Annotated in this window: 23 protein-coding genes; 6 read left to right on the top strand and 17 right to left on the bottom strand. The window is 57.4% G+C overall.

The annotated features are described in order from the left end of the window. Positions 1-8 precede the first annotated feature (8 nt). The 11 genes from ACWB12_RS06000 to ACWB12_RS05950 all read right to left on the bottom strand — a co-directional run bounded on the left by ACWB12_RS06000 (position 9) and on the right by ACWB12_RS05950 (position 8,974). Positions 9-1,322, bottom strand: coding sequence for a glutamine synthetase family protein (locus ACWB12_RS06000; protein WP_479529153.1), 1,314 nt, complete (start codon positions 1,320-1,322; stop codon positions 9-11). Between the two features lie 9 nt (positions 1,323-1,331). Next, on the bottom strand, positions 1,332-2,171 hold the full coding sequence (locus ACWB12_RS05995; RefSeq protein WP_479529152.1) for an ABC transporter permease: 840 nt from the start codon (positions 2,169-2,171) through the stop codon (positions 1,332-1,334). Continuing rightward, positions 2,168-3,031: an ABC transporter permease gene (locus ACWB12_RS05990; RefSeq protein WP_479529163.1), complete on the bottom strand. Its 864-nt coding sequence runs from the start codon at positions 3,029-3,031 to the stop codon at positions 2,168-2,170. The genes ACWB12_RS05995 and ACWB12_RS05990 overlap by 4 nt, the downstream gene beginning before the upstream one ends. Positions 3,032-3,080: 49 nt before the next feature. After that, positions 3,081-3,806, bottom strand: a complete 726-nt coding sequence (locus tag ACWB12_RS05985) for a transporter substrate-binding domain-containing protein (RefSeq protein ID WP_479529151.1) — start codon at positions 3,804-3,806, stop codon at positions 3,081-3,083. 75 nt (positions 3,807-3,881) lie between these two features. After that, on the bottom strand, positions 3,882-4,661 hold the full coding sequence (locus ACWB12_RS05980; protein WP_479529150.1) for an ABC transporter ATP-binding protein: 780 nt from the start codon (positions 4,659-4,661) through the stop codon (positions 3,882-3,884). An 84-nt stretch (positions 4,662-4,745) separates the two neighbouring features. Next, a complete protein-coding gene (locus tag ACWB12_RS05975) occupies positions 4,746-5,495 on the bottom strand; it encodes a phosphate/phosphite/phosphonate ABC transporter substrate-binding protein (protein ID WP_479529149.1) in 750 nt (249 codons plus the stop codon). After that, positions 5,492-5,935 (bottom strand): tellurite resistance TerB family protein, encoded by a 444-nt coding sequence (locus tag ACWB12_RS05970; protein ID WP_479529162.1) that lies wholly within the window; start codon positions 5,933-5,935, stop codon positions 5,492-5,494. Before ACWB12_RS05970 ends, ACWB12_RS05975 begins: the two co-directional genes overlap by 4 nt. A 39-nt stretch (positions 5,936-5,974) precedes the next feature. Continuing rightward, positions 5,975-6,268 (bottom strand): DUF1330 domain-containing protein, encoded by a 294-nt coding sequence (locus ACWB12_RS05965; RefSeq protein WP_479529148.1) that lies wholly within the window; start codon positions 6,266-6,268, stop codon positions 5,975-5,977. Positions 6,269-6,280: 12 nt separating this feature from the next. Continuing rightward, entirely contained in the window at positions 6,281-7,924 is a 1,644-nt protein-coding gene (locus tag ACWB12_RS05960; protein WP_479529147.1) for a CTP synthase, read from the bottom strand. A 181-nt stretch (positions 7,925-8,105) separates the two neighbouring features. Then, positions 8,106-8,465: a preprotein translocase subunit SecG gene (gene secG, locus ACWB12_RS05955; protein WP_479529146.1), complete on the bottom strand. Its 360-nt coding sequence runs from the start codon at positions 8,463-8,465 to the stop codon at positions 8,106-8,108. 113 nt (positions 8,466-8,578) lie between these two features. After that, the gene (locus ACWB12_RS05950) at positions 8,579-8,974 is read right to left on the bottom strand and encodes a DUF6524 family protein (protein ID WP_479529145.1); all 396 of its coding nucleotides are present in this window, start codon (positions 8,972-8,974) and stop codon (positions 8,579-8,581) included. Positions 8,975-9,110: 136 nt separating this feature from the next. Here ACWB12_RS05950 and ACWB12_RS05945 point away from each other — a divergent pair, with 136 nt between their 5' ends. Then, positions 9,111-10,403 carry an adenylosuccinate synthase gene (locus tag ACWB12_RS05945; RefSeq protein WP_479529144.1) on the top strand — a complete coding sequence of 431 codons (1,293 nt, stop codon included), beginning with the start codon at positions 9,111-9,113 and terminating at the stop codon, positions 10,401-10,403. Between the two features lie 17 nt (positions 10,404-10,420). Continuing rightward, positions 10,421-10,657, top strand: a complete 237-nt coding sequence (locus ACWB12_RS05940) for a DUF2842 domain-containing protein (RefSeq protein WP_479529143.1) — start codon at positions 10,421-10,423, stop codon at positions 10,655-10,657. 61 nt (positions 10,658-10,718) lie between these two features. Here ACWB12_RS05940 and ACWB12_RS05935 read toward each other — a convergent pair whose 3' ends face one another. Then, a complete protein-coding gene (locus tag ACWB12_RS05935; RefSeq protein ID WP_479529142.1) occupies positions 10,719-12,716 on the bottom strand; it encodes a hypothetical protein in 1,998 nt (665 codons plus the stop codon). Positions 12,717-12,860: 144 nt separating this feature from the next. Here ACWB12_RS05935 and ACWB12_RS05930 point away from each other — a divergent pair, with 144 nt between their 5' ends. After that, positions 12,861-13,520, top strand: coding sequence for a thiamine diphosphokinase (locus ACWB12_RS05930; protein WP_479529141.1), 660 nt, complete (start codon positions 12,861-12,863; stop codon positions 13,518-13,520). Here ACWB12_RS05930 and ACWB12_RS05925 read toward each other — a convergent pair. Together ACWB12_RS05925 and ACWB12_RS05920 are read right to left on the bottom strand one after the other, a co-directional pair. Further along, on the bottom strand, positions 13,517-14,425 hold the full coding sequence (locus tag ACWB12_RS05925) for a DMT family transporter (RefSeq protein WP_479529140.1): 909 nt from the start codon (positions 14,423-14,425) through the stop codon (positions 13,517-13,519). The two genes, ACWB12_RS05930 and ACWB12_RS05925, sit on opposite strands and share 4 nt — an antisense overlap. 314 nt (positions 14,426-14,739) lie before the next feature. After that, entirely contained in the window at positions 14,740-15,903 is a 1,164-nt protein-coding gene (locus ACWB12_RS05920; protein ID WP_479529139.1) for an NAD(P)/FAD-dependent oxidoreductase, read from the bottom strand. An 87-nt stretch (positions 15,904-15,990) separates the two neighbouring features. On the opposite strand from ACWB12_RS05920, the gene ACWB12_RS05915 reads away from it, so the two are divergent. Beyond that, complete coding sequence (locus ACWB12_RS05915) at positions 15,991-17,394, top strand: hypothetical protein (protein ID WP_479529138.1); 1,404 nt, start codon at positions 15,991-15,993, stop codon at positions 17,392-17,394. Between the two features lie 3 nt (positions 17,395-17,397). Continuing rightward, a complete protein-coding gene (locus ACWB12_RS05910) occupies positions 17,398-18,561 on the top strand; it encodes a winged helix-turn-helix domain-containing protein (RefSeq protein ID WP_479529137.1) in 1,164 nt (387 codons plus the stop codon). 71 nt (positions 18,562-18,632) lie between these two features. Here ACWB12_RS05910 and ACWB12_RS05905 read toward each other — a convergent pair whose 3' ends face one another. Next, positions 18,633-20,009, bottom strand: a complete 1,377-nt coding sequence (locus tag ACWB12_RS05905; RefSeq protein ID WP_479529136.1) for an L-serine ammonia-lyase — start codon at positions 20,007-20,009, stop codon at positions 18,633-18,635. A 154-nt stretch (positions 20,010-20,163) separates the two neighbouring features. Further along, entirely contained in the window at positions 20,164-20,565 is a 402-nt protein-coding gene (locus ACWB12_RS05900; protein ID WP_479529135.1) for a hypothetical protein, read from the bottom strand. 50 nt (positions 20,566-20,615) lie between these two features. On the opposite strand from ACWB12_RS05900, the gene ACWB12_RS05895 reads away from it, so the two are divergent. Then, the gene (locus tag ACWB12_RS05895) at positions 20,616-21,047 is read left to right on the top strand and encodes a MarR family winged helix-turn-helix transcriptional regulator (RefSeq protein ID WP_479529134.1); all 432 of its coding nucleotides are present in this window, start codon (positions 20,616-20,618) and stop codon (positions 21,045-21,047) included. Between the two features lie 110 nt (positions 21,048-21,157). Here ACWB12_RS05895 and ACWB12_RS05890 read toward each other — a convergent pair whose 3' ends face one another. Then, positions 21,158-21,535 carry a hypothetical protein gene (locus tag ACWB12_RS05890; RefSeq protein WP_479529133.1) on the bottom strand — a complete coding sequence of 126 codons (378 nt, stop codon included), beginning with the start codon at positions 21,533-21,535 and terminating at the stop codon, positions 21,158-21,160. Positions 21,536-21,672: the final 137 nt, after the last annotated feature.

Here is a 21,672-nt window from a genome sequence, read left to right as displayed (position 1 = left end):
TGTGGCCGCTAAACGCTTTCCAGATAAAGCGCGGTTTGTTCCCTCGCGTTTAGTTTTTCCATCTTGTGCAGTTCCTGATGCTTGGTCAGCACCATGTTGCGGATCAATTCATCCGGAAGAATGCGCCGCATAATGTCGGATGTTCCAAACAGGTCAATCGCGTCGGACCAGTCTGTGGGCAATTGTGGCAGGTCCTGTTTATAGGCGTTACCGGTGATCGGGGCAGGCGGCATATGACCATCCTCAATGCCGACAAGGGCAGCGCCCAACACCACGGCGAGCATCAGGTATGGGTTGATATCACCGCCAGCGACACGGTGCTCGATCCGGCGTGCAGCAGGGGGGCCGCCCGGTATGCGGATGGCGGCGGTGCGGTTTTCATGGGCCCATGAAATGCCGGTCGGGGCATGGGCTCCGGGCACCATTCGAGCGTAGGAATTGGCGTGAGGGGCAAAGATTAGGGTGCTGGCGGGCATTGCCGCAAGGCAGCCTGCAACGGCGTGATGTAGCGTTGCAGTGCCGTCTGCGCCACCATCATCAAAAACATTATTACCGTCCGCATCCACCACCGAGAAATGCACATGCATGCCGTTGCCTGCATCGTCGGCAAAGGGTTTCGCCATGAATGTCGCTGCCATGCCGTGTTTGCGGGCCATGCCACGCACCAGCGTTTTGAACAGCCACGCGTCATCGGCGGCTTTTAAGGCGTCGCCGTGGTTCAGGTTTATTTCAAACTGTCCCGCGCCGGATTCCGAAATGGCGGCCTGCGCGGGCAGGTCCATATCGGCGCTGGCTTTGTAAAGATCAGTGAAAAACGCATCGAACGCATCCAGCGTGTCGAGCGACAGAACGTCAGCGGTGTGCATCGGTTTGCCCGTTAGCGGTGAATGGGCAGGCTCAATATCCTCGCTGCTATCATCAACTAAATAAAACTCTAACTCAGTTGCCGCCATCACCTGCCAGCCGCGAGCCGCGTATCGGTTCAGCACTGCCACAAGTGCAAGGCGTGGGTCACCGGCAAACGGGGTGCCATCGTCATGGTGCAGCACCATCGGGTGCAATTCACTGGGCGTTGCCAGCCATGGCATTGGCACAGGGCCGCGACCCGTGGGGCGCAGGATGCCATCGGCATCACCCGATTCAAACACCAGTGGGCTATCGGCGATATCTTCGCCCCAGATATCGACATTCAGGGCAGAAAACGGCAGGCGCACAGCGCCCTTGGCTAGCTTTTCGGTATAGGGAAATGGCACACGCTTGCCGCGCATCACGCCGTTCAGATCAACAGCAGTGACGCGAATTGTGGCGGGGTTTTTCGTCATGGGGGCACCTTATCGGATGATCTGTGGTCGGTAGCGGATATTACGACGTTGTTCCTGTGGTAAATGCCGGTTCAGGCGTTTGTTGACCAGCCCGTAGAGGGTGATCACGATCATCGTCAGCACGATGAAATAGCCAGCGAGGATCGGATATGGCACAAAAGGGTTGAAGGTTTTATCAGCGAAATAGCTGGCGTAATAGAGCGCATCGCCCTTTTGCCGCCATGCCGGAAAGCCGGAAAAGAACACCAGTGTGGTGGCATGGAACATGAAGATCGCCTCGTTCGTGTAGGCGGGCCATGCAAGGCGCAGCATGGTGGGCCAGATCACGCGGCGAAACCGTGACCAGCCTGATAGGCCGTATGCGTCTGCGGCCTCGATGTCGCCACGCGGGATTGAACGTAGTGCACCGTAGAAAATCTCGCCGGAATAGGCGGCAGTGTTCAGGAACAGCACGAACAGCGCCCCCATCCATGCGCGCGTCAGCCAGCGGGTTTCAATGGTGATTTCGGCGAATCCGAGGTTCAGGTCCCAGCCCAGTTTTGGCAGCAGCACGAAAATTTCATAGGCCAGAAAGAACTGGATAAACAAGGGTGAGCCACGAAAGATAAAGATGAACCATTGGGCGGGTTTGCGCAGCCACCACGCGTCGCTGTTTTTGGCCAGCGCAACACCGGTGGCCATGAAGAACCCGAACAACAGCGCCATCACGCCGAAATAGATATTCCAGATCAGGCCGGACCCGATCAGGGTGAATTGTTCGCACAGGGTAAAGTCGGATTTGGGCAACAAGCGTTCGCCAATGCCGATTGAACGCAGCCCGTAGTCCTGAATGGTTTGCAAGCAGCTCATGTGCTGCCCCCCAAGGTGGCTTGGCCTTTGGTCAAACGGCTCATCAGTCGGTCCAGCACCACTTCGCTGACTTTGGTCAGGGCAAGGTAGAACACCAACAACCCAAGGAAATAATATAGTCGCCAATCCCCGTGTGGATAGGCATAGACTTGGGTTTTTAGCCCGCCCAGTTCACGTGCCCAATAGACGATGTCGCGCACCCCGAGCAGGAACAACAGCGGCGTGGCCTTGATCAGGATCATCCACAGGTTTGATAAGCCCGGCACGGCAAACACCCACATTTGTGGCACCAGAACGCGCCAAAAGGTCTGACGGCGCGACATGCCGTAGGCTTCGGCGGTTTCCAGTTGGCCATGCGGCACGGCCCGCATCGCGCCGAACAGCACATTGGCGGCAAACGCGCCAAAGATGATCGAGAATGTGATCACCGCCAGAAAGAAACCATAGGATTCATGCACCCAAGCGGGGGATGAGGACAGTGGCAGTTTGGCCTGCGCGCAAACCACGAAATCATTGCCTTGGCGGATCGGTTCATCCCAGTCGGGGCATTTCACCTTGTGGCGCAGGTATTCAAAGCCCTGATCCAGCGCGATCACAAAGAACATGAAAAATGCGATATCCGGCACGCCACGCACGATGGCGGTATACCCCTTGCCCAGCCAGCGCAGCGGCGCAATGTGGGATCGGGCCGCGGTGGCCCCGCCAAAGCCGAACAGCAGGGCAATCGGGGCGGTGATGATCAACAGCAACATCACCGTGCCAAAGGACGCATAAAAACCCATATGCTTGCCTGTTGTCAGATAACAGGACAGCCAGTTGAACCCTTCAAGGGTTGCGGGATCTGTGCAATAGGAAAACATATGGGGGGTGGGCAGGGCCAATGTGCGGCCCCGCCCTTATCCTTTTAGATCAGAATGTTGTGGCGTCTGCGCCAAACCATTTGATGATCATCGCGTTCAATGTGCCGTCTGCTTTCATCGTAGCAATAGCTGCATCCATTTTGCCTTTTAATTCGGCATCGGATTCACGAACGCCCATGCCAACGCCGCCACCGATCATGATGTCTTCGCCTGCAAACATCAATTCGCCGCCGGATTCAGCCAAGATGGGTGAAAGATAGGCTTTGTCGGCCAGAACTGCGTCGGCCTCGCCGTTTTTCACAGCCGCGATTGTTTCGTCTGGTGTGGCGAATTCAACCAGTGTCGCGCCGTCCATCGAGGCAACATAGCTGGCCTGAATGGTGCCGGTTTGCGCTGCGATCACGCCACCCATCAGGTTGGCATCAGCCGTAAGGGCCGCAAAACCGGATGGATCGGCAGGCATGTATTCCTGGGTGAAATCAATCACTTCGTCGCGTTCATCAGTGATCGACATGCCCGCGATGATAGTGTCGTAGTTGCCAGATACGAGGTTCGGGATAATGCTGTCCCACTCGTTTGTGACCCATTCGCAGGTCAGTTCGGCACGTTTGCACAGCTCGTCTCCAAGCTCGCGCTCGAAGCCGTCAACTTCGCCAGCGTCGTTGATAAAGTTATATGGAGGGTAGGCGCCCTCGGTGCCCATGCGCACTGTGTCGGCCATCGCCATGCCCGCAGTTAGCGCCAGTGCAGCAGTCGTCAGGATAAGGTTTTTCATTTGTAGTCTCCCTTTGAGTTATATTCTTGGTGGCTGGATAGTAGCCGCCATCGTGGTTGGTTGTAAAACGTCGTGTTAGTCGGGTTGGCTCGCGCTCAGAAATTGTTGCAGGCGCTTGGATTTTGGGTGGCCAAACAGCTCAGCTGGCAAGCCTTCTTCCTCGACCCGACCTTCGTGCAGGAATATTACGTGGTCCGACACGTCAGCCGCCAGACGCATATCATGGGTGACCAGCAACATGGTGCGCCCCTCGGCGGCCAGGTTTTTAATCACTTTGACAACTTCCTGCTCCAGTTCGGGGTCCAGCGCCGATGTGGGTTCGTCAAACAACAGCGCTTGCGGCTCCATCGCCAGCGCCCGCGCAATTGCGGCGCGTTGTTGTTGACCGCCTGACAGTTGGGCGGGCCACGCGTCGCATTTGTCGCCAATGCCGACCTTGTCCAGATAGGCCCGCGCGCTGGCTTCGGCCTCGGTCTTGTCGCGGCCCAGCACAGTGACGGGGGCTTCCATCACGTTTTGCAGGATCGACATATGCGACCACAGGTTAAATTGCTGGAACACCATCGACAGATTGGTGCGGATGCGGATCACCTGATGTTTGTCGGCGGGGTGGCGGTGCAGCCCCGTGCCGCGCCACTTCACCGCTTCGCCTTGAAACAGCACTTCACCCTGTTGGCTATCTTCCAGCAGATTGGCGCAGCGCAGCAGGGTGGATTTTCCCGAACCGCTTGATCCGATCAGCGAGACCACATCGCCAGCGTGGGCGGTGATATCAACGCCTTTAATGACCTCCAGATCGCCATAGGCTTTGTGCAGGTTGCGGATTTCGATGACGGGTGGTTTTGTATCAGTCAATGTATAAGCAGCTTTTTATTATTTCCCCCAAGGCATTAGGATGAGAATCGGGGGCAATTGCAATGGTTAATACGGGGTGTGACGTCAGGATATGTGCCGGTCAGGACCATCTGGCGTGGGGATCGCCAGATATTGGGCGGCAGGGATGTCGACAAACCCCTTGATCAGCAAGGTATTGCGCGTGTCGCTAGGCAGGGATGAAATTGCCTTGGTGATGGCTGAAAACAGGTTTGGCTTGTCGGCCCCCGTTGCTGCGATATAGGGCAGGCCCGGTGTTGGGGTGGTTTTGGCGATGATGCGCAAGTCGCTGGCAAAGGCGTCGAACTTCTTGATCAGCGCCCAAGTGACTGCATCAATTGCGGCGATGTCGGCGTCATTGCGGGCCACCATCAGGGCTGATTTTACATGTGCGCCGGATTGAATGTAGCCACCAAATGTCAGGTTTTGCGCGGCCATGTGCGCCATCGGCGCGGCCCAGCCGGATTGCGACATTGGCTCGTTATAGGCGAATGTGGCGGTGTCAAAATCGGGCAGGTTGCGGCGAGGATCATCGCGCCGCGCGATAAAGATGCTGTTATAGTATCCCGCAGGGCAATCCGGCACGCCGTAATCGGGGGTGCCGATCAGGGTGACGTGTCCGTGCAGGCGGGCGCGGTAAGGGTAGCTGCAGGTTTGGGCGAGCAGCAGATCGGGGCTTTGCCAAATGCCCCAGACGTCCATGTTGCGTGTCAAAGTGTCGGGGCCATAGCCGAGGATGGGTCGTATTGCCGTCCAAAACCGGTCATTGGCTCCCGCAGTTTCAATGCGGTCATACATCGGCAGGGCGGCGATCAATCCAGTTCGGCCTGCACCCTGTGGCGGGCTTTGGCGCTTTGCATGTCATTAACGCCCAACAGGTTTGCTACCAGTCGCAGCATGGTGTTTTCATCCGCGTCGCGCACCCCGTCGGCCAATACCACCGCCCAGAGGTCTTCGATCACCCCGATGCGGTCCTCGATGTCGACAGCTTTTCTGATGGCGCTGGTAAAGCGCACGGTGTCGGGGGCCTCGAATTCCAGCGCCTCGCATTGTTCGCGCAGCTCGTCCGCCTGTGCCGAATTTAATCCATAGCGTTTGGACAGAAGTTGATCAATTACGGCGGCCTCGGACCCGTCGTAATGTTCATCCGATTTGGCCACCCGAACCAGCAATGCGCCAAGCGCAAGGCGGGCGTCGGTATCGACAAGCGGGGCGGGGGCGGGGGCTGTAAGCCGTTTTAGAAATTCACCAAACATGAGGTTGATATATAGGCAACGCTTAACGATGCCAATCACTTAGCCGTCATAGCCCTCGACAATCACCATATCAGCATCCGAAGCGGGATCGCGCAGCGCTTTGGCGGCTTGGTATTCGGGGCTGTCGTAACAGGCCTGCGCGGTCGTCAGATCGGCGAATTCCAGAACCACGGTGCGGGGATGGCTGCGGCCTTCTCTAACGGATTGTTCGCCGCCACGGACAAGGAATTTCGCGCCGTATTTTTCAAAGGCCACGGCATTGGCGGCGCGGTATTTTTCGTAAGCGGCGGCGTCGCGGACAATGACGTGGCCAACCCAATATGCTTTTGCCATTCTGATGCTTCCTTAAACCAGTCGCGAGGATTCGATTGCCGCATTGATAAAGCTGGCGAACAGCGGGTGCGGGTCGAACGGTTTTGATTTCAATTCGGGGTGGAATTGCACACCGATGAACCACGGATGATCCTTCCACTCCACAATCTCGGGCAGACGGCCATCGGGCGAGATGCCAGAAAACTGCATCCCCTGCACCTCGAGCGCTTCGCGGTATTTCATATCCACCTCGTAGCGGTGGCGGTGGCGTTCCTCGATCGTGGTGGTGCCGTAAACCTCGGCCACTTTGGACCCTTCCGCCAGTTGCGCCGTATAAGCGCCTAACCGCATCGTGCCGCCTTTGTCATCGTCAACTTTGCGCGCGATCTTGTGGTTGCCCTGAATCCATTCCTTCAGGTGGTAGACCACAGGGGTAAAGCGTTTTCCGCCAGCCTCGTGATCGAACTCTTCACTGCCTGCATCCTTAATGCCCGCCAGATTGCGTGCACCCTCAATCACCGCCATTTGCATGCCCAGACAAATGCCCAGATAGGGCACCTTGCGGGTGCGGGCGAATTCGGCGGCCTTGATTTTACCCTCGGTGCCGCGTTCGCCAAACCCGCCGGGCACAAGGATGGCATCGAAGCCTTCCAGATGGGCGGCGGGGTCTTCGGTGTCAAACACCTCGGCATCGACCCATTCAACATTGACCTTCACGCGGTTGGCCATGCCGCCATGCGTCAGGGCCTCGTTGATGGATTTATAGGCGTCGCCCAACTGGGTGTATTTGCCAACAATGGCGACTTTGACTTCGCCCTCGGCGTGGAAAATCCGGTCGGCCACATCATCCCAGCGTGACATTTCGGGCAACGGGGCGTCGGTGATGCCAAAGGCGTTCAGCACGGCGGTATCCAGCCCCTCGCGGTGATAGGCAATCGGGGCCTCGTAAATTGATTTCAGATCGTAAGCGGCAATCACGTTTTCAGTGCGCACGTTACAAAACAGCCCGATTTTGGCGCGTTCTTTGTCAGGGATCGGATGTTCGGAGCGGCACACCAGCACGTCGGGGGCGATGCCAATGGAACGCAATTCTTTAACAGAGTGCTGGGTCGGTTTGGTTTTTAATTCGCCCGCCGCCGCCAGATAGGGGATCAGGGTCAGGTGCATGAAAATGCATTTGCCGCGCGGTTTGTCTTGGGAAAACTGCCGGATCGCTTCAAAGAACGGCAGCGCCTCGATGTCACCCACAGTGCCGCCGATCTCGCACAGCATAAAATCGACTTCATCCTCGCCGATTGAAATGAAATCCTTGATCTCGTTGGTGACATGCGGGATCACCTGAATGGTTTTGCCCAGATAATCGCCGCGGCGTTCTTTTTCCAACACGTCGGAATATATCCGGCCCGAGGACACGGAATCGGTGTTGCGGGCGGACACACCAGTGAAACGCTCGTAATGGCCAAGGTCCAGATCGGTTTCGGCGCCATCGTCCGTGACAAACACTTCGCCGTGTTCAAACGGTGACATGGTGCCGGGGTCGACGTTTAGATAGGGGTCAAGTTTGCGCAGGCGAACGGTATAGCCTCGCGCCTGTAGCAAAGCCCCCAACGCAGCCGAAGAGAGACCTTTGCCGAGGCTGGAAACAACACCACCAGTTATGAAAATAAATCGTGCCATGTGGTTGGCGCCCCCCCGTGAATTCATTGTTGTGTTAGGCGCATTTTGCAGCAAAAGATGCACACCATCACGGGATTTGACCTATAGTAGATTCGCATCGATTTGGCAACAGACCACAACATGATGTTGTGGAATTATTTTCAAAACCTATGTGTGGTAGCGGGTTAGCCCCGCTAACACATCAGTCTGCGGGTGGAGGTGTGATCGGTGTGTCGCCCGCACTTGGGGGCAGCAAATCATCGGCAGACGGTGCGATTGGTGCTGTCTGCTCTACCGGCACAGGGCCAATACGGTCCAGAACCGATGAGCCGGCCGAGTTTTTCGCAGCGATCACCGTCATCGCGATTGAAGTGCCGATAAACGCGATTGCCAGTATCCACGTCACTTTGGTCAATGCGGATGCCGCAGCACGGCCCGTCATTGCGCCGCCACCGCCGCCGCCGCCCATGCCCAGACCGCCACCTTCAGAGCGTTGCAGCAACACGACACCGATCAGGCCAAGGGCCAAGATCAGATGAATGACGAGAATGACGTTTTCCATGGGCAGTGAGGTCCGTTTGATTAGGTTTGATGTTATCTAGGGGGTGACGGTCGCGCCCGCAAGCCCTTTAGGGCAAGTCGCGCTCGATTGTATCCGGTTAAACGAGGTATGCCCTATTCGTTGCTTTCGCTGACATCGACCTGCCCTGACAAGGCGCGGCGCACAAAGCTCCAGGATAGACCAATGCCCAGAACCACCGACATGGCGAAAATGCCGATCCAGACATTGACGCTGGAATTGGTCAGCGACAGCAGCCCGCGGTCATATAAAACCCAGCCCAACGCGGCGACAACGGACGACACCAGAAACATACCAAGCATCCCGATGGAATGCAGCGTGGCGCGCAAGTAGACGATATATCCGATCACCAGCAGCAGGCCCAGCAGAACGGTCATCGGTAATTCGGACGTGTAATTCGCCAGCGACCAGCGGACATAATTCCACTCGGTCGGGTTGAACGTAGCCGCCAGCAGGCCAAACGCAAATGCCCAGCGTATCAAAAAACCCATAATCTTCCCTCGGTTTTTCGCAAGAATTGCAGGTTTGTTAGACATCTGTCCAGTGTTGTGGCGATATTTCGGTTTCATTGCAGGCACGGGTGCGGCTACAAGGGCACGGGTTTTAACTGATGTCTGGGGATTCTTAATGGCCAATGTAGTTGTTGTCGGTGCACAATGGGGCGACGAAGGTAAAGGCAAAATCGTTGATTGGCTGTCGGAACGTGCCGATGTGATTGCGCGGTTTCAAGGTGGGCATAACGCGGGCCACACTCTGGTGATTGATGGCGAGATTTTCAAACTGGCCGCCCTGCCATCGGGCATTGTGCGTGGCGGCAAATTAAGCGTGATTGGCAACGGGGTGGTTCTGGACCCGTGGCATTTGCTGGGCGAGATCGAGGGCATTCGTGCGCAGGGTGTCGAGATTAACCCTGACAACCTGATGATTGCCGAAAATACGCCGCTGATCCTGCCGATCCATGGCGAGTTGGACCGTGCCCGCGAAAACCAGAATTCAATTGCCAAAATCGGCACCACGGGGCGCGGCATTGGCCCTGCCTATGAGGACAAAGTCGGGCGGCGTGCCATTCGGGTGGCTGATCTGGGCGATATCAAAACGCTGGAATTGCGGGTGGATCGTGCGTTGATGCACCATGATCCGCTGCGCCGCGGGTTGGGGATGGAGCCTGTGGACCGCGCGGCATTGCTGGCAAAACTGACTGAAGTTGCACCAAAGATACTGAAATACGCGGCCCCTGTGTGGAAGGTGCTTAACGAAAAGCGCAAAGCCGGTAAGCGGATTTTGTTTGAAGGGGCGCAGGGGGCGCTGCTCGACATCGATTTTGGCACATACCCCTATGTGACGTCGTCCAATGTGATTGCGGGACAGGCGGCAACGGGCGTTGGCCTTGGGCCGGGCGCGATTGATTTTGTGCTGGGAATTGTAAAGGCTTATACCACCCGCGTTGGCGAAGGGCCGTTTCCTGCCGAACTGGATGACGATGATGGCCAACGTCTGGGCGAGCGGGGTCATGAATTTGGCACCAACACGGGGCGCAAGCGGCGCTGTGGTTGGTTTGATGCGGTTCTGGTGCGCCAGACCTGCGCAACATCGGGCGTTTCGGGGATCGCTTTTACCAAGCTGGACGTTCTGGACGGGTTTGAAACGCTGAAAATCTGTGTGGCCTATGAGCTGGACGGCAAGCGGCTGGATTATCTGCCGACAGCGGCAGACCAACAGGCCCGTTGCACACCGATTTACGAGGAAATGCCGGGGTGGTCGGAAAGTACGGAAGGGGCGCGATCATGGAATGATCTGCCCGCCGCCGCGATCAAATATGTGCGTCGGGTGGAGGAGCTGATTGATTGTCCGGTCGCCCTGCTGTCGACCTCGCCCGAGCGCGAAGATACCATCCTTGTCACTGATCCGTTTGCTGACTGAAGCCACAGGAGCCGAAATTGACTTATAAATCCCGCCGCCGCTGGTCTTTGATCATATTATTGATCGGCCTGCCGCTATATATTGCGGCTGCCCTGTTTGTGGTGTCGCTGTTTGACCGCCCACCATTCCTGTTGGAGTTGGCGGTCTATATCGTTCTGGGGTTCCTGTGGATGATCCCGTTCAAGTTTGTGTTTCTCGGGGTGGGCAAAGCCGATCCGGATGCGCAAACCGACAACGAGCAGGACAAAAAATAAACGGGGCGGCCCGCAGGCCACCCCATTTGTCATTCACACGGTTAAGAGTGAGAATTCTGTTTTATTCGCCAACGTAGCGGGCTTCGGGTTTGAAACGGGTCGAGTCCGCGATTTCGAACTGGCCACGCTTGACCTTGATGATTTTACCCTGACGCAGCAATTGCCCGAATGACCGCAAACCTTCTTCGCGGTTGAATTCGTTCTTGCCGGCAAAGCTGGCCACCTGACGCATGATCTGTGGACGCGCAAAATGCGGGCGCCCTTCGACATATGCGGTGTAGGCGGCAGCGGCCTCTAGCAGATCAGGCAGTTCGGTCGCGCCCATCTTTTCGGCGAAATCGGCAAAGCTGGTGCTGTCGGCGAATATGTTTGCGCCATCGTCAGTGCTGTCATCGCTGTTGTCTGATGGGTCCAGATCAGCCAGATCATTTTCGACTTCGTGCAAAGGTGCCATGTCTTTCACAATGCGGCGCGGATGAATTGTTGCGGCTGGCTCTGACTGCTCGGCAGTATCGATTTCATCAATGCGTTGCTCTGAAACCAGGATCAACGGCGCTGGTTGTGCCTCGCGGGTGCCGCCTTTTGCTTTGGCGCGGCGCGGGATCACGGCCTCGGCCAGATCGGTGCGATAAGCGTCTGAATCATCGGCAGTTTGCACGTCTTTCTTCGGGTTTACCTTGCGTTCTGCAACGGTTGCCGCCACCGCAGCCCGAAGGTGCGAAATAGCGGAACGGCGACGCGTGCTGCCGCTGGTTTCCAACTTTGCGTTGGTTTCATCCAGCAGACGCGACACAGAAGCCTCGTCCTCGGCACCGCCCTCGTCGTGCAGGGCACGATTGGCGCGCTCTACACGCATTGCGGTATCAATGCCGGTATCTGTTTCGGCGGGTGTTTCCATTTCGACATCTGCAAGCTCGGCCATCAATTCAGCTTCGTCTTCGGCCGAAAGGTTGGTTTGACCCAAAGCGGATTCTGTATCGTTCTGGGTGTCTGCATCGGCGATGATATCGTCCAAGGCGTCCGCCTCGTCTTCATCCGTCTGCTCGATGACAGGTTTTTTCACCTTGATAACGCGGGCACGAGTGGGTTTGACAAGCTTTGCCATTTCTAGCCCTACATCGCGTTCCTCAACGCTATCCACCGCTTCGGCTACCTCTTCTTCAGCGGTATCATCCTCGGTAGCGGCATTTCCCGTCACTGTTTCAAGGATATTGGCAAGCGAGCCATCATCGTCATCTTCGACGCCATCTTCTTCATATTCGTCTTCATCAGCCGCAGATTTAACGTCGGCTTCGTCTTGCTCACTGGCATCGTCTTGCTCATCGGAGGTGTCGGAAGAATCCTGTGCCACCCGGCTCATCATTGCACTCAGGTCAGTGTCTTCTTCAGTGTCTTCGATTTCGGCTTCAATTTCAGTGTCGATTTTGGCGTCAACGGTAACGTCATCCTGCTCGTCCACTTCGGGCGCGGCCTCATCAGCCTCATCTTCGGGTGTCTCTTCTGTAAAGATCGACGCAGCCGCACCAGCAGTCTGGTTCTTGGCCACAACCGCACGGATGCGGCGCAGTTTGGCGGCAACGCTCTCGGTGTCGCTGTCGACGGGTGCCTCAGGTGACACAAACTCGGCGCGTGCCTCGTCCTGGGTGTCGTCATATTCATTGGTCGGAACAACCAGTGCCGCGGGTTCTTCTTTTGCGACAGGCTCTGTAATTGTGGGCTCCACAACAGGGGCAGTTTCCACAACAGGCGCGGGCTCTACAGCCGGAGCGGATTGCTCAACCGGTGCGGCCACTTCAACTGATTGCTCGATCGGGCGCAATACAACACCATTGTCATCAATTTTGGCTTCGACTTGCCGTTTGATTTCGCGACCAGCAATCTTGGCGAGCATCTCTGCATCAGGCGTCGGAGGTTCGGCGCCAAAATAGCGGTCATCGGCCGCCAGATCACGGAAATATTCGGCAATCGCCTTCATCGTGCCAAAGGAATCGTCGAATCCCTCAAGGGTGCACGAAAATGTGCCGTATGAGACTGTTAAAATTTTGCTCGCACCAATCATTGGCCTGCTCTCTTTCTATTTTTTTCTGCCTTCAACAACATATTCACCGACGAATGGTTCGATTTCATGGACAAAACAGGGAATTTTTGGGTATTAATTCATGGCCAAATTGTGGCGGTTTTTCCAAAAAGGCAGTAAAATACGGTGAATCCCCCTATTGTTGACACAAATCACCCTATAACCCTGTTGGGTGGCGGATTGGTTAATCCCGATATTGTTAACCATGCGTTCCGTTTTGCCCCGAATCTGGTTGCGGCGGATGGTGGTGCACGGGTTGCACTGGGTTTGGGCCATATACCAAAGGCGGTTATCGGCGATTTTGATTCGATTGATGCCGATACTATAGCGCAAATCCCGCCCGAGCGCTTGCATAGGGTCAAAGAGCAAGACAGCACCGATTTTGACAAATGCCTGCGCAACATTAAAGCCCCGTTGATATTGGGGGTCGGGTTTACTGGCGGGCGGCTGGATCACGAGTTGGCGGCCTATAACGCAATGGTGCGCCATTCTGACAAGCGCTGTGTGCTGCTGGGTGAGGTGGATTTGTGTTTTGTGGTGCCGGATCAGGTGCGGCTGGAGTTGCCGGTTGGCACACGGGTGTCACTGTTTCCGTTGGCACGCTGTCAGGTCACATCCACGGGGTTGCGGTGGTCCTTTACAGATCTGGAGATGGCGCCGGACGGCAAGATCGGCACCTCGAACGAAGCCAGCGCGGGGGTGGTTGAGGTGCAGGTGTCAAAACCAAAGCTGTTGATGATCCTGCCGCTGGAGCATCTGGATACGGTGATTAAGGCGCTGGGCTAGCCCGTTTGCGCAATCCGCCGTTCGCGCATCACTATATATAGGCCCGCCGCGATGGTGATCAGGATGCCGATGGCAGCGAGCCCGTTGGGGAAGTCGGAAAATATCATCCAGCCGATCAGCGTGGCAAAGGGGATTTCCAGATATTGCACCGGTGCCAGCGTTGCGGTGGGGGCGTATTTTAGCGACAATGTCATGATCAGATGGGCGAGGGTGCCCATGACGCCCAATGCAATCAGCAATATCCAGTCGGGACGGGTTGGACTGATCAGGGTCAGGGCGGGGAGGGTGCTGGAGGAGGTCATCCACAGGGTGATGCCAAGCAGGATCAATGACATGGCGCCGCTGATGGTTTGCAGGGTGATGGGGTCTGAATTGGTGGTTAACTGGCGGGTGACGATCATGAAACCGGCGAAGGCCACAGCGACGACCAGTGGCAGCAGCGCCACCGCGCCAACATCGGTAAAGCTGGGCTGGATCACAAACAGCGTGCCGATAAAGCCGACGGCACATGCTGTCAGCCGGTGTGGGCCGATGTGTTCCTTCAGGATCAACCACGCCAGCAGCAGCAGCAGGAAGGGTTCGACAAAGGCAATCGCCAGTGCTTCGGCCAGTGGCAGATAGATCAGCGACAGGAACATCGCGCCAATGCCGATGATATGCAGGATGGCGCGCAAGAACAGCAGCGCCAGCGTGCGTTTGGACATGCGCAAATCACGCCACGTGATCAGGACGACGGGCAGCAGGATGGTTAACTGGATGGCGAAACGGATCGTGAGGATCTGGATCACCGGCACGGTATCGCCCAGCAGTTTGGCCATAGCATCGGCAAACGGGGCCAGCACGCAGAACGCGGCCATCAGCAGGATGCCGAAAAGCGGGCGGTCTGTGTGTGGGGCAATGGACATTCGGGCAGGCTATGGCGGGGTGATTTCGGGGGCAATGGTTAATGCGCCGGACGGGGATTTGCGGCGGGCGCGGGGGTAGGGGTGTGTTTGGCTTGGTTAATATGGCGGTTTTAGCGTTTTGGCGGATATGAATCGCATATGAATTCCATATGAATTGCATATGCGGTTTTCCACGGGGCAGGCGGGTTAACAGGGCGTGCGGTGGGAGGTGTTAAGGGGAGTGGTTCGCTCTGCTTAACGGTTGCGCCGCCTGACGGCGTCGCCCCAAGCGCTGTTAGCCTACGGCGCAGGTATTTAGGAAAAGAAGAAAGGGTTCAGTCAAATCCGGCGAAGCGGGTTAGGGCGAAGGGGGCGAGGCGCTCGGGGGTGGTGTTTTGGGTGATTGCCTCAGTCATTAACGGGCCAAGAGCGGGGGCCAGCGTGATGCCGCTGTGGGTGGCGATGATGTGCAGGCCTTTGGCGTCGGGCATTGGCCCCGCGATGGTTTTGCCGTCCTTGGGGTAGGGGCGCACGCCGATGCCGAGGATGCAGTCGTCAATGTTGATGGTGCCGGTGAGGTGTGGCAGCACTTTGTAGGCGCGGTTTAGCAGCAGTTGGCCCATGTCGCGGAGGTGATCGGTGGATTGGTTGTCGATGATCATGCCGTCGATGTCGTCCGAGGCGATTTTCAAACCACCATTGAATTCCGGCAGGATGTGCAGCTCGTTTAGGGGGGCCGAGTAATAGAGGTGGCGGACCTGGTCCGGCGTGGCCAGCGGCGGGGTGGTGAGCAGCAGGCCGGGGATTTGGTTCAGCGGGAAGCGGGTGGCGAAGCCGTCGTATCCGGTGAGGGTGGCCAGCGTGACGGCGGTGTTTGGGCCGGTTGCGAGGAGGATGTTGGCGGTGTGGAAGGTGCCTTTGGTGGTGGTCAGGCCGGTGACTTGGCCCGCGTCGGTGGCCAGCAGTTCGGTCGCGGTGCAGTTTTGCTGCAGGGTGCCGCCGTGCGCGATCATTTGGTCGGCCATGAAGCGGGTGAACTGCGGCGCGTTGATGCAGAGGTCGTCGGGGGACAACAGCGCTTGGGCATCCGTTGGGAAAGTCATGTTTGGCTCAAGCGTGTGCAGTTCAGCGTGGGTGATCCAGCGGTTCGGGTAGTTTAGGGCGGTCAGGGCGCGGGCCTGTTCCTGCATGGCTTTGAAACCATCGGCGTCAGATTTCGAGGTGACTTCGAGTGCGCCGGTCGGGTTGATGCCGAGTGCTTTTGCGCCGAATTCCTGTAGCAGGGTCTGGTAGCCCGCCAGCCCCGCGGCGTTCAGGTTGTGGTAGGTCGCGTCGGTGGTTTTGGTCGAGGCGTTGGCCCATGCAAAGCTGTTGGCGGTGGTGCCTGTGGCGATTTGCGCCTGTTCGATCAGCAGCACCTTGTGGCCCGCGCGAGACAGATAGAACGCGGTGGTGCAGCCGATGATGCCGCCGCCGATGATGATTGTGTCATAGCGCATGTCGGGGAGAATGCGGCGGGATGGCGGGAATAGGAAGCGGTTTGTTTTCGGGTTGTGTGGAGGGGCGGTAGCGGGCAGGGTGCGGGGATGGTTGAGATTAAGGATATAGTGGATCGGGATAGCCTTGAGGGGTGGTTGAGGGACCAGCCGAAAGAGGTGTCTGTCTGGATTGCGCGGCGGGCGGCGATGCGGGTGTTGCCGGTTTATTGGGAGTGGACGGTTACATTCAAGGCTGCACGTAAAGGTGATTTGACAGCTTTGCCGTTTTTGCGGTTTTATCTGATCTCGGAGGTTGCGCGCACTAGGCCAACCTCCGAGATCATCGCCGCCGCCGATGCCGCCGCCGCCGCCGATGCCGCCTTTGCCGCCGATGCCGCCGCCGATGCCGCCGCCGATGCCGCCGATGCCGCCGCCGATGCCGCCTTTGCCGCCGATGCCGCCGCCGATGCCGTTTGGGCCTCAATCCGCGCAGATTGTATGGTGATCGCCGAGGGTGACGATTTGGATGGTCTGGAACTGTGGGCCAAGCGGGAGAACCCGCTGATTGGTGTCTGGACGAAGGTGAAAGTAAAGCTACATGTTCATAGCTCGTCCCGCCCAGAAGAAACTGCCCGTACCACCGCTCCGGTAGACTGGTCGTTCTGGATCAAATGGTATGACTCGGTTCTGGCGGGGGCGCCGTTGAACGGGGATATGCTGAAAGAGATTGCGCTGATTGAGCCTGCGGAGTGGGAGAAGGGGCCAGCGCGGGTGAATGCCCTGATTGGGGAGATTGAGCAGAAGTATGCGCGGGAGGCGACGCCTTACCCTGAAACCCTGACCTATGACGGGGAATATCATGTTGTCCCCGTATCCGAACTGCCCGCCCGCAGCTTGAAGGATGCGCGGGATCGCATTGCGGATGTGTCGCGGGATATGCGCAAAGGCGGAAACCAGTATTCGGCGCTGGGGGATGAGGCGGATGTGCTGGATGATGTTTTGGTGCGTTATCCTGATCGGGCGATCCGCCTGTTCGAGGTGTGTCACAAGGTGGTGGGCCATGTGGCGCGACATATCGAGAACGGGGTGCTGCCGGAAGGCGATAACCTGATTGGCGATGTTCTGGGTGATTTGCAAAACAGCGCGGATGATATTTACAATTTCGATGTGGACGTGCGGGCGTCGGTTGATGCGCGGGCCAAGCTGCGGTTTGGGCGGTTGGATCAGGGGCAACGCGATACGGTTGTGGCGTTGGCTGAGGCTGTGGCGCAGAACTCGGATGCTGACCTTGCCGAGGAAATGCGGGCGGATGCGGCCGAGGTCATGGGGGCGGATGATCCTGAGGGCGAGAGCAAGCCTGCGCGGTATCGGTTGAGTAGCCGGTTGGTGCGGGTTTTACTATTGGGCGGTGCCGGAGTAGGCGCCGTTATCGGAACATTGGCTGCGGTCGAGCCAGCGGTTTCGGGTGCGCAATACTTGTGGCAGATCATCCGGCCATTGGTCGGGTTTTAGATCGTGGTTCTTAGCATAGATAACCGCACCGCCCGCCGCCTGTGGCTGCAATCGCAGGGGATGGCGGCCGCGCCAGTGGGGCGGCCTGATGTGATGGGGATCATCCGGGGTTTGGGCTTTGTGCAGCTGGATACCATTCGCAATGTGGCCCGCGCGCATGATCATATCCTGTGGAGCCGTGATCAGTCTTATCGCGAGGGCGGGTTGGAGGCGTTGTTGGCCGAGGGTGAAGTGTTCGAGCATTTCACCCATGATGCGTCGTGTTTGCCGATGGATACCTATCCCTATTGGCAGCGCCAGTTCGCCCGCAAACGCAAATATGCGACGGGGTCGTCCTATTACCGCACAACAATGAGCAAGCGGGAAGTGGCGGCGATTATTGCGCGGATACGCGATGAAGGCCCATTGTCGACCCATGCGTTTGACACCAAGGTTGCAGGGGCCAAGGGCATGTGGAAGCGGCCGCCGCATAAGGTCGAGTTGGACAGGATGTGGTATGCGGGGGAGTTGGCGACATCGCACCGCATCGGGTTCAAGAAGTTTTACGATTTGGCGGAGCGGGTTATTCCGGATGCTGTGCGGGATGTGGCGCATGCGGATGCGGATCAGGTGGATTGGTTGTGTCGGGGGGCGTTGACGCGGTTGGGGTATGGAACGCTGGGCGATATTCAGCGGTTCTGGGCGGCGGTGAGCGCGCCGGAGGTGAAGGAATGGGCGAGTGGTGCCGGACTGGTGCCGGTTCAGGTTCAGGCGCGGGACGGCAGTTGGGGGCAAGCGTTTGCGCCCGAGGATATCGAGGCGCGGTTGGAGCAGGTTGCGGCCCCGACGTCCCGCTTGCGGATTATCAACCCGTTCGATCCTGTGGTGCGGGATCGTGCGCGGTTAACGGCGCTGTTCGGGTTTGACTACCGGATCGAAATTTTCGTGCCCGCGGCCAAGCGCAAGTGGGGGTATTATGTTTACCCTCTGTTGGAAGGTGACCGGATGGTTGGACGGATTGATATGAAGGCGGACCGGGCCAAGGATGGGTTGGTCGTGAAACAGGTCTGGCTGGAGCGCGGCTTTGGCTGGACGGGCGCGCGGGTTCGCAAGCTGGAGGCGGAACTGGACCGGATGGCGCGGTTTGTCGGGGTGAGTGGCATCAGGTGGGAGTGCGCGCTGGGCTGAGAAGGGTGATGCCTGCGGCGCGGATATTTATGGAACAATGATGGGGAGGTGTTAACCCGGTTGGTCGGGCCCTAACAATTCGGGATATTCACGGCCAGTCCGCCCAGCGATGTTTCCTTATAGCGTTCGCTCATATCCACGCCCGTCTGGCGCATGGTCTCGATGCAGCTGTCCAGCGGCACAAGGTGAGTGCCATCGCCGCGCATCGACAAGGAGGCGGCGGAGACGGCTTTGATTGCGCCCAGACCGTTGCGCTCGATGCAAGGCACCTGCACCAACCCTTTGACCGGATCGCAGGTCATGCCCAGATGATGTTCCAGCGCGATTTCAGCGGCGTTTTCCACCTGCATCGGGGTGCCGCCCAGAACGGCACACAAACCCGCCGCAGCCATGGCCGAGGCCGAGCCGATTTCGGCTTGGCATCCACATTCGGCCCCCGAAATGGATGCGTTATGTTTGATCAGCCCGCCAATGGCGCTGGCGGTCAGCAGATATTCGGGGATGCGCGAGACGCTGGCGCCCGGCACATGATCCAGCCAGTAGCGGGCGACGGCGGGGACCACGCCAGCTGCGCCGTTGGTCGGCGCGGTGACAACTTGGCCACCGGCGGCATTCTCTTCGTTCACCGCCATTGCATAGACGCACATCCAGTCGTTGATGGTGTGGGGCGCTGTCAGGTTTAGGCCTTGTTCCGCCAGCAGGGATTGGTGGACCGAATGGGCGCGGCGTTTGACGTTCAGACCGCCTGGCAGGATGCCGTCGGTGGCAAGGCCACGATCAATGCAGTCGTTCATGGTGTCCCAGAGGTGGATCAGCCCGGCATCAAATTCGGCAACCTCCATGTGGGTCAACTCGTTTGTGCGTTTCAATTCGGCGATGGATTTACCACTTGAGGCCGCCATCTCCAGCATTATTTCGGCGGTTTCAAACGGGTAGGGGCGCATGGAGTCACGCGCATCGAGGATCGGTTCCATCGCCTGTTCTGCTTCGGTCACCACGAACCCGCCGCCGATGGAATAATATGTTTCCTGCAACACCACGTCGCCCTGCGCATCTGTGGCCATCAAGATCATGCCGTTAGCGTGACCCGATAGCGGGGTGTCGTAGTCGAATATCAGGTCTTTTGCGGGGTCGAATTTCAGGGGGGGCAAGTCGGCGGGTGTGACGGTTTTGCTGGCTTTGATCTGGGTGAGGGTCGTTTCGGCCAAGCCTGTGTCATAGGTTTTGGGCAAGAACCCCGCCAGTCCCAGAATTGTGGCGCGGTCGGTGGCGTGGCCGACGCCAGTAAAGGCCAATGATCCATGCAGGGACGCGCGCAGCCCAGCCGCTTGAAACGGGGATGCCCGTAGCAGGTCCAGAAACCGGCCAGCCGCAATCATTGGCCCCATAGTATGGGATGATGACGGCCCGACGCCGACTTTGAACATATCAAATACGCTGAGGAACACTGCGCTGCTTCCTTATCCCTGTTTGCAGGGCTTATGAACGCGTATGCGGGCGGCAAAGCAAGTCCAAAAGCGACAGGCAAACAGTGTGATGCGGTGCTTTGCTATTTGGCGACCGGTTTGCGACGGCGACGTAGGGCCAACCCGTTGCGCATATTCAACGACAATAGGGTGATATTGGTGGCGCCTGCGATGATTTCTGCGGTTTGCACAACTGCACAACATAGAACATTGTATCAAACGCGCCCGCTTGGGCCTTTGACGCCAGAAAGAAAGCGCTGGGCATCAGGATCAGGATGCCGTTGGCGGCGATGATCTTCATCCGTTTGGCTTTGCGTCTTACCACGGGCAGTTTCCAGCCTTTGCCAAGGGACGCGCCGCTGGCCCCTGCCGCGATCATTGCGGGGATCAGCAGGGCCATACCATACAGCACGAAGGTTTTGACCGACGTGATCTGGGTGTGGTTGCCGAACAGTTCGGATATGAGCGTCGAGATCCAGAAGGTGAGGATGGTCAGCAGGGCGGTGGTGTCGGCAATGGCGTGAAGTTTATGTTTCATGGGAATCTCCAGATATGCATAGCATGCTATGCAAGTGTAAATTCACCACCATGACAGATTTCAAAACCCAATCCGCCGGATATTTGGCCAATCACATGGCGCGATTGTTTGAAAAAGGGCTGTATCGCCGGATCGAACCACTGGGATTGGCACCTGCGCAATTTATGACTTTGTTGGTGTTGTGGGAGTTGGATGGGATCACCCAGCAAAACCTGCGCCTGCATCTGGATGTGGAACAGGCGACGATGGCCAACACCCTGAAACGGATGGAGCGGGACGGGTTGATCACGCGCCGCGCCCACAAAAGTGACAAACGTGCCCGTCTGGTTTATCTGACCGATAAGGCGCGTGAAATGCGCGGCGGGGCGCTGGAAGCGGCGAAGGCGCAGAATGAGCTGGCGTTGGGGGATTTGTCAGAGCAGGAGCGAGAGCTGTTTGTGTCATTGATGCGGCGTGTGGTAGGGCGAATGAAGAATGAGTAGCTCGTCATCACAATACGCGATAATTGTAGGGTGCAAAACTGCTTTCGCAGGCAAAGGCGAATGATATGCATCCGCCTCTGCCAAAGGTGTCAAACGAAACCAATGTTACCTTATCCGGCAGGGCCGAAATGGGCAGAGATTGTATTGGAATCTCCTTGGCTACCGCTTGGCTGGAATGGCGTCAGCCGGACACGGGCGTATACTTCATCTTTGTTGCCGATCACCCAGCCAAAGATGATTGTATCCGGGTCTTCATCCAGAACATTGTTGCCGACATTCCGGACGATTTCACGGTTGATGCATCCGCGCTGTGCCTTCAGGCACCGGTTGCGAAGGGTCAGCAGGTGATCATCCCAGACAGGGTCATCACCGCGCAGGGTTACATTTTCGACAAATACGGACCCGTCCTTGATTTCACAGGCTGAAAAACAGACACGGTACGTCAGTTTTACACGGCTTGTGTCGCCATCACGATCGGTAATATCCAATCTTACATTACTAGGGCGTAGACCTATAAATGGAAATATGATTCACTGTATGAAACAGGGAGGGTTTCATGTCAGGACCATTTTGGTTAACGGAAGAACAATTCAACAAAATCAGCCCGTTACTGCCGAACAAGGTG

Source organism: Profundibacter sp., from assembly GCF_056498605.1.
This window is presented reverse-complemented; position numbering and strand designations above follow the sequence as displayed.